This window comes from Pseudomonas sp. MWU15-20650, assembly GCF_023242475.1.
GTDB lineage: Bacteria > Pseudomonadota > Gammaproteobacteria > Pseudomonadales > Pseudomonadaceae > Aquipseudomonas.
The window spans coordinates 205268-221782 of record NZ_JALJFG010000003.1 but is presented as its reverse complement, the minus strand read 5'-3'; the positions used below and the strand labels follow the sequence as shown (position 1 = coordinate 221782).

Sequence of the window (16515 nt, the reverse complement as noted above, 5' to 3'; positions counted from 1 at the left end):
ACCGCGCAATGACAGAGTGTGCTGGCGCAACTACCCTCATTTGCAAGATAATCTCGCGCCTTGCAATTGGCGTCATAGCTTTGACGTCCTGGTGGTGACCGGGTATTTGCAGCGCTCCCCAGGCCTGCTCCCGTTCTTGCCCCCCCTCTCAATACCGCCGTTTCAGGAGGCCAGGATGCACAACGACGGAAAGGTGGTGCCTATCAGCAAGGCACAGCCCACGCCATCGCCGCTCGCGCGCCTGCCCGTGGTGTTGCTGCAGGTGCGTGACAAGGCGGCGCAACAGTTGCAACAGGGGTTGCAGGAGCTGTTCGATAACGCCGACGACACCTTGTTCGAAATGGCCGACAAGGCCCGTAGCAATATTGACCATCATATTTTCTTTGAAGCGATGCGCGACCTGCGCCTCAAGCGCAAGAATTTTGAGCGCGTGTTCATGGAGCAGCTATTTGCTGCCTTCGTCAATCTGGGGCACGCCGGGCGCGGTGAGTTGCATCTTGTGCCGGTGGTGTCGTACGAAGCGGCGTCCGGCACCTGCGGTGACGCTCTGGAAAAGGCCGTCGCGCTCGAGGCGATGCTGGGGCGGGTGCGACACCGAGATGGCTTGGCCCTGGGGCAGTTGAGTGCGCGCTTGAGTGAATTGCTGGGCCGGCACTTGGACGATCGTGATAACCCTCTTGGCCCGGCGCTGCTTTGCACATTTTTCCTGCAGGCGGGACGCAGCCTGGGGGTGGAGATCCGCGTCAAGCTGATCATGCTCAAGCTCTTTGAAAAATACGTCCTCAGCGACGCGGACCAGTTGTATGGCGAAGCTAATCAATTGTTGGTCGCCACCGGCGTCTTGCCTGAGCTCAAGGCGATTCCGTCCCGTCGCCCTGGCGAGCGTGCTGCTCGCGAGTTGCAGCACCCAGCCAGCGAGCCAGCCGTCGACCCACCCTTCGATGAAAGCGGCCAGTCAGCCTTCGCGGCCTTGCAGGCGTTGCTGGCGGTTGTGCGTGGCAGCGTGGCGCCAACCCTCGAAGCCAGTGCCGAACCGTACCCTATTACGACCCGCGACCTGCTGCGTCTGCTCTCCCATTTGCAACAATACGTACCGGAGCCCGAGGCCGAGGACGATTTTGACCTGCGTAACCAGCTCGAACAGCTACTGACGCGGGTCAGTGTCAAGAGTGGCAAGTCCCGGGTCGTAGAGGATGCCGACGAAGATGTGATCAACCTGGTCGCCCTGCTGTTCGAGTTCATCCTCAATGACCGCACTGTACCCGATGCGTTCAAGGCCCTGATCGCCCGCTTGCAGATCCCGATGCTGAAGGTTGCCGTGATGGACAAGAGCCTGTTCAGTCGCGCAGGCCATCCGGCACGGCGGCTGCTCAATGAAATCGCCAGCGCCGCCATGGGCTGGAGCTCACAGGATGACTGCCAGCGTGACAGCTTGTACCTGCGTATCGACCAGATTGTGCAGCGCTTGCTGAATGAGTTCGTCGAAGACCCGACGATTTTTTCCCAGTTACTGACGCAATTCAGCGCGTTTAGCGCAGATGAGCGGCGGCGCAGCGACTTGGTGGAACAGCACACCCGGGACGCCGAAGCGGGGCGCCTGCGTACCGAGGCTGCCCGGCAGCGTGTGGCAGAAGTGCTCAATCGACGGCTGTTGGGCAAAGTCCTGCCACAGGTCGTTGTGCAATTCTTGCAACAAGCGTGGAGCCAGGTGCTGTTACTGGCCTGTCTCAAGCACGGCGAACAATCGGTGCAGTGGCAGGCAGGGGTGCGCACCATGGATGAGTTGATCTGGAGCGTTGGCCTGCCGGAAGACACCGAGGCGGGCCGGCATTTGCTGGAGCAGTTGCCCGGGTTGCTCAAGGCATTGCGCGACGGGTTGACCCGTGCGGCGTTCGATCCTTTCAGTACCCGTGAGTTCTTCGTGCGCTTGCAGGCCATGCACATCCAAGCGTTCGAAGGGGTGGCCATCGACGCGCTGATCGAAGTTCGGGAGCCCTTTGTCCTCAACTGCGGGCTGCCGGAACCCGTTGAAAACCTGCCCAATGATGACCCAGACCTGCTCAAGGCTCACCAGTTGCGGGTTGGCAGTTGGGTAGAGTGCCAGCAAGACGACGCAACCACGCTGCGTTGCAAACTGACGGCGATCATGCCCCCGGCCAGTACGTATATCTTCGTTAACCGCACGGGGCTCAAGGTCCTGGAGAACAGCGCCGCCCAATTGGCTATGGCCTTCAAGCGGGGCGTGTTGCGCACCTTGGATGATGGCTTGCTGTTCGACCGTGCGCTGGCTTCGGTGATTGGCAGCCTGCGTCAACTCAATCGCGGCAAGTGATCGCAACCATGGGGCTGAACGCGGCATACTGGTAACACCTCGTCATATTCAAGGAGCCAGTATGCTGTTGGACCCCGCCAGCGGTTGGTGCCAGGGCGTTCTTCACTGCCCGTCGCCCAACTTCAACGAGCGCCCTCAAGGCGAAGTCTCGCTGTTGGTCGTGCATAACATCAGCTTGCCACCGGCACAGTTCGCTACGGGTAAAGTGCAGGAGTTTTTCCAGAATCGCCTTGATGTCACGGAACATCCCTACTTTGAAGGGATTTGCGACTTACGGGTGTCTGCACATTTTCTGATTGAGCGCGACGGCAGGGTGACGCAATTTGTGTCGTGCCTGGACCGAGCCTGGCATGCAGGCATTTCCAGCTTCGAGGGGCGTGAGGTGTGCAACGACTTTTCCCTTGGGATCGAGTTGGAAGGCACCGACGAGTTGCCATTTACCGATGCCCAATATACGGCGCTGATCGATTTGACACGCCAGTTGCTGGCAGCTTACCCCGATATAACCCGCCAGCGCATTTGTGGTCACAGCGATATCGCCCCGGGCCGCAAGACTGACCCGGGCCCCGCTTTTGATTGGACGCGCTTTCGCAGCGCCCTGCAGGATGGAGGACACGAACGATGAGTTTCCTGGTGTTGGTGTTGGCGGTCTGGATCGAGAAGTTCTCGGCCTTGCGCCAGCGGTTACAGCGCGACGGCGGATGGCTGCGTGAGCTGGCCAGGCTGGAGTCGAGCCCGCGCATGGGCAAGCGGCCCTGGCTGATTCTGCTGTTGCTGGTATTGCTGCCCGTGGCGTTGCTGGCGCTGCTGTTGCTGGTGTTGGAACCCGTAGCTTATGGTTTGTTGGCGTTGCCGGTGCATTTGCTGGTGGTGATCTACAGCCTGGGTCGTGGCGATCTGTTGGCAGGGCTGGGGCCGTTTCGCGATGCGTGGCGGCGCGGTGACCTGCAAGCGGCCGAACATGTGGCCGAGCGCGACATGAAGGTTGGCGCCGACAGTGGCGAGCAATTGCTGGAACGTGTTCAAGGCCATCTGTTGTGGCAGGCATATCAAAGCTTTTTCGCCGTGATTTTCTGGTACTTCCTGTTAGGCCCGGTGGCTGCTTTGGCCTATCGCCTGCTGGCGTTGGCCAGCGAACATAGCCAGAACCCGCTGGTGGCCGAGCGAGCCACGCAACTGCGCCATGCCTTTGACTGGTTGCCGGTACGCTTGCTGGCGGCGAGCTTTGCCCTGGTGGGCAATTTCGTTGGGGTCAGCCGTGTGATGCTCCACGAACTGCTGAGCTGGGAGATCAGCGCTGCACAGCTGGTGGACAAAGTCGGCTTGGCAGCCGCAGACATCCCGCCACCCGTGGTGGGTGCCGACGGCATCAACAGCCTGGATCGCCTGTGGGAACTGCTACTACGAGCGGCCGTGCTGTGGTATGCCGGGTTTGCCATCTGGACCGTGTTGCCCTGAACCCTTCGATGAGCATCGGTATCTACACAATTACCGTCGAACGCAAAATCTGTGACCAACCGGCTGTCGTGGCGAGCCCGCTCGCCACAGGGGAATATGACTGTTTTCAAAAGTTATGTAGATACCTATGCTTCGATGGGGGGCTGCGGTGAGATCGATACGGTCCGCTGCCAGGTCATTGAGTTGACGCATTTTGTGTGGAGCGCTGTGTAGGCGCTCTATGCAGGAGTTCGGTTTTGTTGATGTAGTACCTTTCCTGATTTACGTGTCAGCCTTTTATTGCAGCGCGAATAGGCGAAAATTTGATTCACCTAATAACGGTCTCGAAGAGGTACGGCGATGACCGCTGTAATTGGCATCAGAGGGCATTGCGCCCACTGTGACATGACCTTTGAGCTCAAGCCTTGGCAACTGAACGCCATTGCCATTGACGAGCCCTTTGGCTGTACGTATTGCCACTCGTGCTTGCAGTTGTGTTGCCACAAGCAGTTGCGTCAATTTCGAGCCCTGGACCAATGGGCGCTGGTGCGGCCGGGCATGATCATTTTGACGTGCGCGACCCTGCTGATGGCACTGGTCGCGGAGTGGGTGGGGTTGCTCAGTGTGATCGGGCAGCTCAACGTTTCACTGATTGCGGTGCTGGCCCATTTTCTGGTGTTGCGATATGCCCGTCATCGGCAAAAGATGACCTTGAATTTGCAGGCCGTCAGCCCGCTACCAATTGAACAACTCGCACGCGTTGCGTGTACTCGCCTCGGCCAGCAATGAAGGGCTGATGCCCATCCGTTCGGCCAAGTCGGTGCAGATGTCCGGCAGGTATTGCGGGCTGTTGCGTTGGCCTGGGTGCATGGCGGGAGCCATGTCTGGCGAGTCGGTTTCCAGTACCACGGCTTGAAGGGGTAGTTGAGCAAGGACTTTGTGCATGCGCAGGGCCTGGGGCCAGGTTGCCGCTCCGCCCAGGCCCAGTTTGAAGCCCAGCTTGATGTACTCGCGGGCCTCCTCAACGCTGCCGGCGAACGCATGGATGATGCCGCCGCGTGGCAGGCGGATGCGCTTGAGGGTAGCAATCACGGCTGCGTGGCTGCGGCGTACGTGCAGCAAGGCGGGCAGTTGGAAATCGACCGCGAGTTTCAGTTGGGCTTCAAACAGGCTTTGTTGGCGTTCACGGTCCAGGTGCTCAAGGAAGTAGTCCAGGCCGATTTCACCTACGGCGCACAGTTGTCGGTGGCCGCGCAGCCGGGTCAGCCAGTCACCCAATTGCGTCAAGTCGGCAGGGCTGTGCTCATCGAGATACACCGGATGCAGGCCGAAGGCGGCAAACAAGCCTTCATCCTCCAGCACCATGTCCCATAGGCGCTGCCAATTGTTCTGATACACCCCCAACACCACCATGCGCCGTACCCCGCGTTGGCGACTGTGGGCGAGGACGTCCCGGCGATCTCTGTCGAAATCCGGGAAGTCCAGATGGGTGTGGGTGTCGATCAGCTCCACCGTCAGGCCCCATGAATACGTTGCTTGAAGGTCCGGCCGATAGCGTGCACGCCAGGCTGGTAGTGTTCTTCTTCAATGGCGGCCAGGGCCAGGCGCAGGGCGGTGTCGGCAATCAGTTGATGTTGCTGGGCCATGGCGTTGACCGGCAGTGGCAGGAAATCCAGCAACTGGGTATCACCGAACGTGCCCAGGCGCAGGGGGCGAGACCTGAGGGGGAAATCATGCAGTGCGTCAAACACGCCCTGCAGCAGCACGTAGGACGTAGTCACCAGTGCGTCAGGCAAATGCCCCAATTGATGGAGCAGTTGCTCCATCATCTGTCGTCCACAGTCGCGGCTGAAGGCGTCGCCCTGTTCGACGATCACGTCACCGGTGAAGCCTTGCAACGCTTCACGGAAACCGGCGGTACGTTCCTGGCTGATGCTCAGTTCGGGGCGTGCGCCGATCAGCACAATCTGTTTGGGCAGCGGTTGCAGCAGGCTACTGGTGAGCTGTTGGCAGGCTTGGCGATCATCGCTGACCACCGAGCAGAATTGGCTCGCCTCCATGACCCGATCGATGGCAATAACCGGCAGGCCTTTGGCTTGCAGCTCGCGATAGCTGTCATCGTTGGCCGGCAGGCAGCTGGCGACAAACAGCGCATCGCAACGCCGCGCTCGGAACAGTTGCAGCAGTTGGCGTTCGCTGTCGGCCTCATCGTCGGAGCTGGCGATCAGTAACTGATAGCCGCGCGCGCGCGCGCCTTGCTCCAGCAACTTGGCAATCCGTGCGTAACTGGGGTTTTCCAGGTCCGGCAGGATGAACCCCAAGGTGCGCGTATGCCGGCTGCGTAGCCCGGCGGCTTGAGGGTTAGGGGTAAAGCCATGGGCTTCGACCACGGCGCGCACCCGTTCAACGGTGGCGCTGCTGATGCGTTGCTGTTCGGCCTTGCCATTGATGACATAGCTGGCGGTGGTAACGGACACACCGGCCAGACGAGCGATATCACTGAGTTTCAAACCGGGATTTCCTTGTTTTTTAGAGCTTGCCCCGACATTTTGTCCAATCGTAACCGATTCCTGCACACGACCCATGTCTTGGCTCAAGCGCCAAGTGGCCCTTCAAGCTTGCGCAATTAACGCGTAATCTGCCATAAATTCTAGATTAAACGTTTCAGCACGCGTATTTTTACGATATTCGCCACTGAGTAACTACTGCCAATTGACCACTCAGTCAGTTATTTTTGAACCTGTTTATATAAAACAATACCTAGTGCGCACCCCGCACTAACTAGGAGAACGGCATGCTTGAGCTCACTGTAGAGCAGATATCCATGGGCCAGCTGGCTGTGGATAAATCTGCTGCCTTGCACCTGCTCGCTGACAAATTGGTGGCCGACGGCCTGGTTGCCGAGGGCTACCTCAGCGGTCTACAAGCCCGTGAAGCTCAAGGCTCCACTTTTCTTGGCCAAGGTATCGCTATCCCCCACGGCACCCCGGAAACCCGCGACCAAGTCTTTTCCACCGGTGTGCGCTTGCTGCAGTTCCCCGAAGGGGTGGACTGGGGCGACGGCCAGATCGTCTACCTGGCGATTGGCATTGCCGCCAAATCCGATGAGCACTTGCGTCTGCTGCAACTGCTGACCCGCGCCCTCGGGGAAACCGACCTGGGCCAGGCGTTGCGCCGTGCCGGTTCCGCCGAAGCCTTGCTGAAGCTGTTGCAAGGTGCGCCGCAGGAGCTGGCGCTGGATGCGCAGATGATCAGCCTCGGGGTATCTGCCGATGATTTTGAAGAGTTGGTGTGGCGAGGTGCGCGCCTGCTGCGCCAGGCTGACTGTGTGAGCAACGGCTTTGCGGCGGTGTTACAACAGGTCGACGCGCTGCCCTTGGGCGATGGCCTGTGGTGGCTGCACAGCGAGCAGACGGTGAAGCGCCCGGGCCTGGCTTTCGTCACTCCGGACAAACCCATGCGTTACCTTGGCCAACCGCTCAACGGCCTGTTCTGCCTGGCCAGCCTGGGTGAAGCGCATCAGACCTTGTTGGAACGCCTGTGCGCGTTACTGATTGAAGGCCGCGGCCATGAGCTAGGCCGCGCCACCAGCAGCCGCGCAGTGCTTGAAGTCCTCGGTGGCGAATTGCCGCCTGACTGGCCGAGCGCCCGCATCACCCTGGCCAACGCCCACGGCCTGCACGCACGGCCGGCAAAGATCCTCGCGCAGTTGGCGAAAAGTTTTGACGGCGATATCCGCGTGCGCATCGTCGATGGCCCGGTGGGTGCCGTATCGGTCAAAAGCCTGAGTAAGTTGCTGAGCCTCGGTGCACGTCGCGGCCAGGTGCTGGAATTTGTTGCCGAACCGACCATTGCCGGTGATGCACTGCCTGCGCTGTTGGCGGCTGTGGCCGACGGCCTTGGGGAAGATGTAGAGCCCTTGCCGGCCGTGAGTACCCAGCCTGAACCTGTCCAGCTTGAACCGGCGCTCAGCGCGCCGCCGAGCGCTAGCCAGATCCAGGCGATCGCCGCGGCGCCGGGCATCGCCATCGGCCCTGCGCATATCCAGATTCAGCAAACATTCGATTACCCACTGCGTGGCGAGTCTTCTGCGATTGAACGCCAGCGCCTGCAGAGCGCGCTGGCCGAAGTTCGTGGTGATATCCAGGGCCTGATCGAACGCAGCCAAGCCAAGGCCATCCGTGAAATTTTCATCACTCACCAGGAAATGCTCGACGACCCGGAACTGACCGACGAAGTCGACACCCGCCTCAAGCAAGGCGAAAGCGCTGAAGCCGCCTGGATGAGCGTGATTGAAGCCGCCGCCAAGCAGCAGGAGTCGTTGCAAGACGCCTTGCTGGCCGAGCGCGCCGCCGACCTGCGTGACATCGGCCGCCGTGTGCTGGCGCAACTGTGCGGTGTCGAAACCGTACAGGAGCCGAGTGAACCCTACATTCTGGTGATGGACGAAGTCGGCCCCTCTGACGTTGCGCGGCTGGACCCGGTCCGTGTCGCCGGTATCCTTACCGCCCGGGGCGGGGCCACTGCGCACAGCGCTATCGTCGCGCGTGCCCTGGGTATTCCAGCGCTGGTGGGGGCAGGGCCGGCCGTGTTGCTGCTGAGCGCCGGCACGCCATTGCTGCTTGATGGGCAGCGTGGTCGCCTGCATGTCGACCCCGACGCCACCACCTTGCAACGCGCCACTGTCGAGCGCGACACCCGCGAGCAACGCCTGCTAGCCGCTTCGGCGCAACGTCACGAACCTGCGCTGACCCGCGACGGTCACGCGGTGGAAGTGTTCGCCAATATTGGCGAAAGCGCTGGCGTGGCCAGTGCGGTGGAGCACGGCGCCGAAGGTATTGGCCTGCTGCGCACCGAACTGATTTTCATGGCCCACCCGCAAGCCCCGGATGAAACCACCCAGGAAGCTGAATACCGCCGTGTGCTCGATGGCCTCGGCGGTCGTCCGCTGGTGGTGCGCACCCTTGATGTGGGCGGTGACAAACCGCTGCCGTATTGGCCGATCGCCAAGGAAGAAAACCCCTTCCTCGGCGTACGTGGCATTCGTCTCACCCTGCAGCGCCCGCAGGTCATGGAAGCCCAGTTGCGTGCGCTGCTGCGTTCAGCGGACAACCGTCCGCTGCGCATCATGTTCCCGATGGTCGGCAGCGTGGATGAATGGCGCGCGGCCCGCGAGATGACCGAGCGCCTGCGCCTGGAAATTCCCGTGGCGGACCTGCAACTGGGGATCATGATCGAGGTGCCGTCGGCCGCACTGCTGGCACCGGTACTGGCCAAGGAAGTCGACTTTTTCAGCGTCGGCACCAATGACCTGACCCAGTACACCCTGGCCATCGACCGCGGCCACCCGACCTTGTCAGCCCAGGCCGATGGCTTGCACCCGGCGGTCTTGCAACTGATCGACATCACCGTGCGCGCCGCCCATGCCCATGGCAAATGGGTCGGCGTCTGTGGCGAGTTGGCGGCGGACCCATTGGCGGTGCCGGTACTGATTGGCCTGGGTGTGGATGAGTTGAGCGTGTCGGCCCGCAGCATTCCTGAAGTGAAGGCGCGGGTACGTGAATTCAGTCTGAGCGAGGCCCAGCGCCTGGCGCAACAAGCACTGGTGCTGGGCTCGCCCGCCGAAGTGCGTGCCCTTGTGGAGGCCGTGTAAATGGCGAAGATTCTGACCCTGACGCTGAACCCGGCGTTGGACCTCACGATACGCCTGGCGCGCCTGGAGCCGGGTGAAGTCAACCGCAGCGAAGCAATGCTCACCCATGCTGCCGGCAAGGGTGTGAATGTCGCCCAGGTGTTGGCCGACCTGGGCCATCAAGTGACCGTGGGTGGCTTTCTCGGCGAAGACAACCCGCAAGCCTTCGAAGCATTGATTGCCCAACGTGGGTTTATCGATGCATTCATCCGCGTGCCCGGTGAAACCCGCAGCAATATCAAGATCGCCGAGCAGGATGGCCGGGTCACCGATGTCAACGCACCGGGGCCGCAGGTCACAGAGCAGGCGCAGCAGGCGTTGCTGGATCAACTGACACGGATTGCGCCGGGACACGCTGCCGTGGTGGTCGCCGGCAGCTTGCCACGTGGTGTCAGCCCACAATGGTTTCAAGGGTTATTGGTGCATCTGAAAAACCTGGGGTTGAACGTTGCCCTCGACACCAGCGGTGAAGCGTTGCGTGCGGGCTTGCAGGCGGGCCCGTGGTTGATCAAGCCCAACACGGCAGAGCTCGCCGATGCGCTGGATTGCGCGGTGGACTCTATCGCGCAGCAGGCCCAAGCCGCCGAGCGATTGCACGCTCAAGGTGTCGAGCATGTGGTGGTCTCCCATGGCGCCGACGGTGTGAACTGGTTCAGCCCGGGCACCGCGCTGCATGCCACGCCGCCCAAGGTCAGTGTCGCCAGCACCGTGGGGGCCGGCGACTCGCTGCTGGCCGGAATGCTCCATGGCTTGCTCAGTGCAGATCTGCCCGAGACGACCCTGCGTCGTGCCACGGCAATTGCCGCGATGGCGGTCACGCAGATTGGTTTTGGCATCAGCGATGACGCGCAGTTGGCGCGCCTCGAAAGCGGCGTCCATGTGCGCGCGCTGACAGAACAATAAGAGGGTTTGTGATGAAGTTAGCCATTGTTACCGCCTGCCCGAACGGCATGGTCACCAGCGTGCTGTGCGCCCGCTTGCTGGATGCCGCCGCGCAGCGCCAGGGCTGGAGCACCAGCGTCGAAGTGGTGGACGTTGCGCGCCCCGAACGCCAGTTGTCCCAGGCGATCATCGACGATGCCGAGTGGGTGCTGCTGGTCAGCAGTACGCCCGTGGAGATGCAGCGGTTTATCGGCAAGCGTGTGTTCCAGAGCACGCCGGCCCAGGCGCTGGCGGATGTCGAAGCGGTCCTGCGTCGAGGGGCTGAGGACGCGCAGGTCTATGTGGCGGCTGAACCGACAGACACCGCCAAAACCGCGCCGCGAATCGTTGCGATCACAGCGTGCCCCACCGGTGTGGCCCACACGTTCATGGCCGCCGAAGCGTTGCAGCAGACCGCCAAACGTCTGGGCTACGACTTGCAGGTCGAGACCCAGGGCTCGGTTGGTGCACGTACGCCGCTGAGCGCAGAGGCCATCGCCAAGGCCGACGTGGTGTTGCTGGCGGCCGATATTGAAGTCGCCACCGAGCGCTTCGCCGGCAAGAAGATCTACCGTTGCGGTACCGGCATTGCCCTCAAGCAATCCGAGGCGACCCTCAACAAGGCCCTGGCCGAAGGGGCAGTGGAAAGCGCGGCCAGCGGTGCGCCGGCCAAGTCGGAAAAAACCGGTGTCTACAAACACCTGCTCACCGGCGTTTCGTTCATGTTGCCGATGGTGGTGGCCGGCGGTTTGCTGATCGCTTTGTCATTTGTGTTCGGTATCCACGCCTTTGAAGAAAAAGGCACGTTGGCGGCCGCCCTCAAGACCGTGGGTGACCAGGCGTTCATGCTGATGGTGCCGTTGCTGGCGGGCTATATCGCCTACTCGATTGCCGACCGTCCCGGCCTGGCGCCGGGGATGATCGGGGGGCTGCTGGCGGGGACGCTGGGCGCCGGCTTTATTGGCGGCATCCTCGCCGGTTTCCTGGCCGGTTACTGCGTCAAGCTGATCACCCGCCTGGTGCAATTGCCGCAGAGCCTGGAGGCGCTCAAGCCGATCCTGATCATCCCGCTGCTGGCGAGCTTGTTCACCGGCCTGGCCATGATCTACCTGGTCGGTCCGCCCGTGGCGCGGCTGCTCACGGGCTTGACGGATTTTCTCAGCACCATGGGCACCACCAACGCGGTGCTGCTGGGCATCCTGTTGGGCGGCATGATGTGCGTCGATTTGGGCGGGCCGATCAACAAGGCGGCCTATGCGTTTTCCGTCGGCCTGCTGGCGGCGTCGAGCGGTGCACCGATGGCGGCGACCATGGCCGCCGGCATGGTGCCGCCGATTGGCATGGGCATCGCCACGCTCCTGGCGCGGCGCAAGTTCGCCCAGACCGAACGCGAAGCCGGCAAGGCGGCGATGATCCTGGGCTTGTGCTTTATCTCTGAGGGCGCGATCCCGTTTGCCGCCAAAGACCCGCTGCGCGTGATCCCGGCCAGCATTGCCGGTGGCGCGTTGACCGGCGCTTTGTCGATGTACTTCGGCTGCAAACTGGCGGCGCCCCACGGCGGCCTGTTTGTGCTGGTGATCCCGAATGCGATGAACCATGCGCTGCTGTATTTGCTGGCAATTGTTGCCGGCAGCCTGTTGACCGGTTTGGTGTACGCGCTGATCAAACGTCCGGAAGCTGCTGAGCTGGCTGTCGCAACGGTGTCATAACCACATGCTTTAGTGGCCCTTTTGATACTCAAGAGGGCACCTGCATGAGCCACTTCGATCTCGGCCGCCGCCGCGTGATGCAAGCCGTGGGCGCTGGCCTGTTGTTGCCGGGCCTGGCGCCGGCGGTGATCGCTTCAGTGAAGGACCGGCCGCAACTCACTGATGGTGTGCAGTCCGGCGACTTGCTGGGCGACCGCGCGATGATCTGGAGCCGCAGTGATCGCCCGGCAAAGATGGTGGTGGAGTGGGACACCCGCAGTGTGTTCAGCAACCCGCGCAAATTCATCTCGCCCCTGGCCGACAGCCGCACTGACTTCACCGCCCGTGTGGAGCTCACCGGGCTGCCGGTCGACCAGGCGATTTTCTATCGCGTGCACTTCGAAGATGCGCAGACCGGTGTGGCCAGCGAACCGTGGTTCGGCCACCTGCGCAGCGTGCCGCAACAACGTCGCGACATTCGCTTTGTGTGGAGCGGCGATACCGTCGGCCAAGGCTTTGGCATCAACCCCGACATTGGCGGCATGCGCATCTACGAAGCCATGCGCTTGCGCCTGCCGGACTTCTTTATCCACAGTGGCGACACCATCTACGCCGACGGCCCGGTGCCGGCGCAATTGACCGTCGAAGACGGGCGAATCTGGCGCAACATCACCACCGAAGCCAAGAGCAAAGTGGCTGAAACCCTTGACGAGTATCGCGGCAATTACCGCTACAACCTGCTGGATGAAAACGTGCGCCGCTTCAACGCCGAGGTGCCGCAGATCTGGCAGTGGGATGACCATGAGGTGGTGAACAATTGGTCGCCCAGCAAGCAATTGGATGAGCGCTACCAGACCAAGGACATCAGCACGCTGGTCGGTCGGGCACGCCAAGCCTGGCTGGAGTATTCACCGATGCGCCGGCAAAGCGCCGATGGCGGCGGGCGGATTTATCGCAAGCTCAGCTACGGGCCGCTGCTGGATGTGTTTGTACTGGATATGCGCAGCTATCGCGGCCCTAACGATGACAACCTGGGCGCTGAAAAACCCTTCCTCGGCCGTGAACAACTGGACTGGCTCAAGCGCGAACTCAAGGCGTCCCAGGCGCAATGGAAGGTGGTGGCCGCCGACATGCCCATCGGCCTCGGTGTGCCCGACGGTGAAGTCAGCCCGGGCGTGCCACGCTGGGAAGCCATCGCCAATGGCGATCCCGGCCCGGCGCAAGGCCGTGAGCTGGAGATCGCCGAGTTGCTCGGGTTCTTGCGCGCGCAGAAAGTGCGCAACCACGTGTGGCTTACCGCCGATGTGCACTATTGCGCGGCGCATCACTATCACCCGGAGCGGGCGGCGTTCCAGGATTTTGAGCCGTTCTGGGAGTTTGTGGCCGGGCCGTTGAATGCCGGCAGCTTCGGGCCGAACCCGCTGGATAAAACCTTTGGCCCGGAGGTGGTGTTCGAGAAGGCACCCCCTGCGCAAAACACCTCACCGTTGGCCGGCTTTCAGTTTTTTGGCGAGGTGCAAATTGATGGGCAGACGGCAGAATTGACCGTGATTCTGCGGGACTTGGATGGGGTGTCGGTGTTTGAGCAAAAGCTGCAACCGGCCTGACTTGGCATGCGGTTAAAACGGTGGGAGGTGGCTTGCCTCCGATGGTGGTGTACCGCTATCGGGGCATAGGTATCTACACGCAAAATCTGGTGCAGAGTTCTTTCAGGAAGAATTTCAGTGCCTTTACTGGGGCTGCTGCGCAGCCCAACGCGGGCGGTGCGACGATTCGACAAGCCCGCTCGCCACAGTGATAGTGCTCCTTCTTAACTGACTGGCATTAGGGCAAGCCCCCTCTCACAGTTTGATTTGTGTTCGTCAGGGCCTCAGTAGACATCCCGGCGATAGCGGCCCTGTTCGATCAACCGCTCCACTGCCTCTCTCCCCAGGATATCCACAAGCGCTTCATCCACGCCCGTCGCCATGCCCTGCAAGCTGCCGCACAGATAAATCGCGGCGCCCTCCGCCAGCCATTTACGCAGCACATCTGCCGATTCGCGCAGGCGATCCTGTACGTAGATTTTCTCCTCCTGGTCGCGGGAAAACGCCAGGTCCAGCAGTACCAGGTCTCCACTGGCCAACCAACCTTGCAGTTCGTCCTGGCACAAGTAGTCGTGGGCGATATTACGCTCGCCAAACAGCAGCCAGTTGCGCTGTTGACCCTCGGCAATGCGCGCCTTGAGCAAGCTGCGCAGGCCCGCGAGGCCCGTGCCGTTGCCCAGCAGGATCAGTGGCACCGGTGCGTCCGGCAGATGGAAACCGCTGTTGCGGCGCAGGCGCAGGCTGATGCCCGAGCCGATGGCTGCGTGTTCAGTCAGCCAACCAGAGGCAAGCCCCAGGCTGCCGTCGGGGTGGCGTTCCTGGCGCACGATCAGCTCCAGCACGCCATCGCTGGCAATCGAGGCGATGGAGTACTCGCGCAGGCCCAGGGGCACCAGTGCGTTCACCAGTGCTTGTGCATGCAGGCCGACCAGATGAGTGCGGTTGTCCGGCAATTGGCGAGTGGCCAAGGCTTGGTTGAGGGATTGCGGCAGACCATCGATCAGCACGCCGTCGCTGCCGGCCAGGCCCAGGCCATCGAGAAAGTGCTCGATGGCCCACGGGCAGTTGCGCGGCAGGATTTCCACCAAGTCTCCGGCCAACCAACTGTGTGGCACGGGTGGCGTGAGGCCCAGCAGGTAGACGTCCGCGCCGACACTGCCACGGTTGAGCAGGGTGCGCTGGCGTAAGGTCCAGGTTTCATACTGGGCCGCCTGCCAGGCCGCCGCAGGTGCGTGGCCGGTCAGTTGGCCAAGCTGTTGTTGCCATTGCAGCAGGGCGGTGGGGTCGCCGCTGTCGACTTCCACCGGCGCAAACAACGGGTTGCCGCCCTGGTGGGTCAACCAGAAATGCAGGCGCCGGGCAAAGCCGCAGAAGTGTTCATACTGGCGATCACCCAAGGCCAGCACGGCGTAGCTCAAGCCTTTGAGAGGCATGTTCTGGCCGAGCACGCTGCGCTCAAAGCCACGAGCGCTGTCGGGCGCTTCGCCGTCGCCGAAGGTACTGACCACGAACAGCGCATTGTCCGATTGGCTCAGGTCTTCGCGGCTGACGCTGCCCAGGGGTTGTACCGTCACTGTCAGGCCTGCGGCCTGCAATTGCCCCGCGGTCTGCCAGGCCAGTTGTTCGGCAAAACCGCTCTGGCTGGCAAAGCCGATCAGCCAGGCCGGCGCGTCGCCATGAGGGGGGCTGAGGCTCTTGCGCGCCTCCTGCACCTGGCGCTTTTTGCGACGACGGTCAAGGTACAGCAGCCAGCCGGTGATAAAGAACAGTGGCATGCACAGCGCGCTGACGGTGAGGATAATCCGCCCCACCAGGCCGAAGTAGCTGCCGGTGTGCAGCGCGTAGACACTGGTCAGTAATTGGGACTTGAGTGTCTTGCTGGCGTAGCGGTCGTGGGATTTGACCTCGCCGGTGGCCGGGTCCAGGTTGATCTGGTTCAACGCGCGGTCATGGGGCGATGATTTGAGCAGGTAATAGACGATGGCCGGCTGCCCGGCGACGGCCGGCATACGGATGTTGTAGGCGCTCAAGCCAGGGCCGGCGTTGCTGTAGATGCTGCTCCAGATGGCGTCGTAGTTGGCCACGGGCGCAGGGCCTTGGGGCGGTGGGCCGCGCTTGCGCATGCGCTCATTGTGCGGGGCGTCGGACAGCAGTTTGGTCACGCCCTGGTTGTACCAGTCGTAGGACCAATACAGCCCGGTCAGTGCCGCCAACAGATAAAACAGCAGGCACCAGGTGCCGAACACCGAGTGCAGGTCCCAGTTGAAGCTACGACCTTTTTTGCGCCAGTCCAGCGTCAACCAGGCGCGCCAGTTCGACGCCTGGCGCGGCCAGCGCAAGTACAGGCCGGAGAGGCAGAAGAACAGCAGGATCAGCGTGCAGGCGGCGGTGATTTGCCGGCCGTTTTCACCCATGGCCAGGAATCGGTGCAACTGCAGGATAAAGCCGAACACGTCCTGGCCGACGGCATCGCCCCTGTAGTCGCCGGTGTAGGGATCGAAGTAGCGCATCTGGCCGCGCCGCTCGCCCGGTGGCGGGGTGAAGAACACGCGCGCGGCGTTGCCGCTTTCACTTTCCACCCACAGCATTGATACGGTCTTGCCTTCGGTGGCTTCCAGTTTGCGCACCAGCTCGGCGGGCGGCAGCACACCGGCCTCGCGCTTCTCGACGCTCAGTACCTTCGGGTTGAGTGCCCGCAGGATTTCATCCTGAAACGAGACCGCCGCCCCGGTAACCCCCATCAAGGCCAGCACCAGCCCGGCGGTTATGCCGAAGAACCAGTGCAACTGGAACAGGGTTTTCTTCAACACGTCGGACTGCCTCGCTCATCTGGGTTTGTATGCTACGGCGCGCATTATG

11 protein-coding genes are annotated in these 16515 nt (G+C 62.0%); 8 read left to right on the top strand and 3 right to left on the bottom strand.

The window, feature by feature from the left end:
- Positions 1 to 175 precede the first annotated feature (175 nt).
- From M5B43_RS04440 to M5B43_RS04425, 4 genes are all read left to right on the top strand, one after another.
- Positions 176 to 2332, top strand: a complete 2157-nt coding sequence (locus M5B43_RS04440; RefSeq protein ID WP_248748955.1) for a DUF1631 domain-containing protein — start codon at positions 176 to 178, stop codon at positions 2330 to 2332.
- Between the two features lie 61 nt (positions 2333 to 2393).
- Positions 2394 to 2957 carry a 1,6-anhydro-N-acetylmuramyl-L-alanine amidase AmpD gene (gene ampD / locus M5B43_RS04435; protein WP_248748954.1) on the top strand — a complete coding sequence of 188 codons (564 nt, stop codon included), beginning with the start codon at positions 2394 to 2396 and terminating at the stop codon, positions 2955 to 2957.
- On the top strand, positions 2954 to 3790 hold the full coding sequence (gene ampE, locus M5B43_RS04430) for a regulatory signaling modulator protein AmpE (RefSeq protein WP_248748953.1): 837 nt from the start codon (positions 2954 to 2956) through the stop codon (positions 3788 to 3790). The genes ampD and ampE overlap by 4 nt, the downstream gene beginning before the upstream one ends.
- Positions 3791 to 4129: 339 nt before the next feature.
- Complete coding sequence (locus M5B43_RS04425) at positions 4130 to 4558, top strand: hypothetical protein (protein WP_248748952.1); 429 nt, start codon at positions 4130 to 4132, stop codon at positions 4556 to 4558.
- Here the strand turns inward: M5B43_RS04425 and M5B43_RS04420 are convergent.
- Positions 4505 to 5281: a TatD family hydrolase gene (locus M5B43_RS04420; protein WP_248748951.1), complete on the bottom strand. Its 777-nt coding sequence runs from the start codon at positions 5279 to 5281 to the stop codon at positions 4505 to 4507. The two genes, M5B43_RS04425 and M5B43_RS04420, sit on opposite strands and share 54 nt — an antisense overlap.
- Positions 5282 to 5283: 2 nt before the next feature.
- On the bottom strand, positions 5284 to 6279 hold the full coding sequence (cra, locus tag M5B43_RS04415; protein WP_248748950.1) for a catabolite repressor/activator: 996 nt from the start codon (positions 6277 to 6279) through the stop codon (positions 5284 to 5286).
- Positions 6280 to 6563: 284 nt separating this feature from the next.
- On the opposite strand from cra, the gene ptsP reads away from it, so the two are divergent.
- From ptsP to M5B43_RS04395, 4 genes are read left to right on the top strand one after another with little or no spacing between them, the layout of a single operon-like run.
- Positions 6564 to 9422, top strand: a complete 2859-nt coding sequence (gene ptsP, locus M5B43_RS04410; RefSeq protein ID WP_248748949.1) for a phosphoenolpyruvate--protein phosphotransferase — start codon at positions 6564 to 6566, stop codon at positions 9420 to 9422.
- On the top strand, positions 9423 to 10364 hold the full coding sequence (gene pfkB / locus M5B43_RS04405; protein WP_248748948.1) for a 1-phosphofructokinase: 942 nt from the start codon (positions 9423 to 9425) through the stop codon (positions 10362 to 10364).
- A gap of 11 nt (positions 10365 to 10375) precedes the next feature.
- Positions 10376 to 12091 carry a PTS fructose-like transporter subunit IIB gene (locus M5B43_RS04400; protein ID WP_248748947.1) on the top strand — a complete coding sequence of 572 codons (1716 nt, stop codon included), beginning with the start codon at positions 10376 to 10378 and terminating at the stop codon, positions 12089 to 12091.
- A gap of 44 nt (positions 12092 to 12135) precedes the next feature.
- On the top strand, positions 12136 to 13677 hold the full coding sequence (locus M5B43_RS04395; protein ID WP_248748946.1) for an alkaline phosphatase D family protein: 1542 nt from the start codon (positions 12136 to 12138) through the stop codon (positions 13675 to 13677).
- A 263-nt stretch (positions 13678 to 13940) separates the two neighbouring features.
- Here the strand turns inward: M5B43_RS04395 and M5B43_RS04390 are convergent, their stop codons facing one another.
- Entirely contained in the window at positions 13941 to 16466 is a 2526-nt protein-coding gene (locus tag M5B43_RS04390) for a sulfite reductase flavoprotein subunit alpha (RefSeq protein WP_248748945.1), read from the bottom strand.
- Positions 16467 to 16515 lie beyond the last annotated feature (49 nt).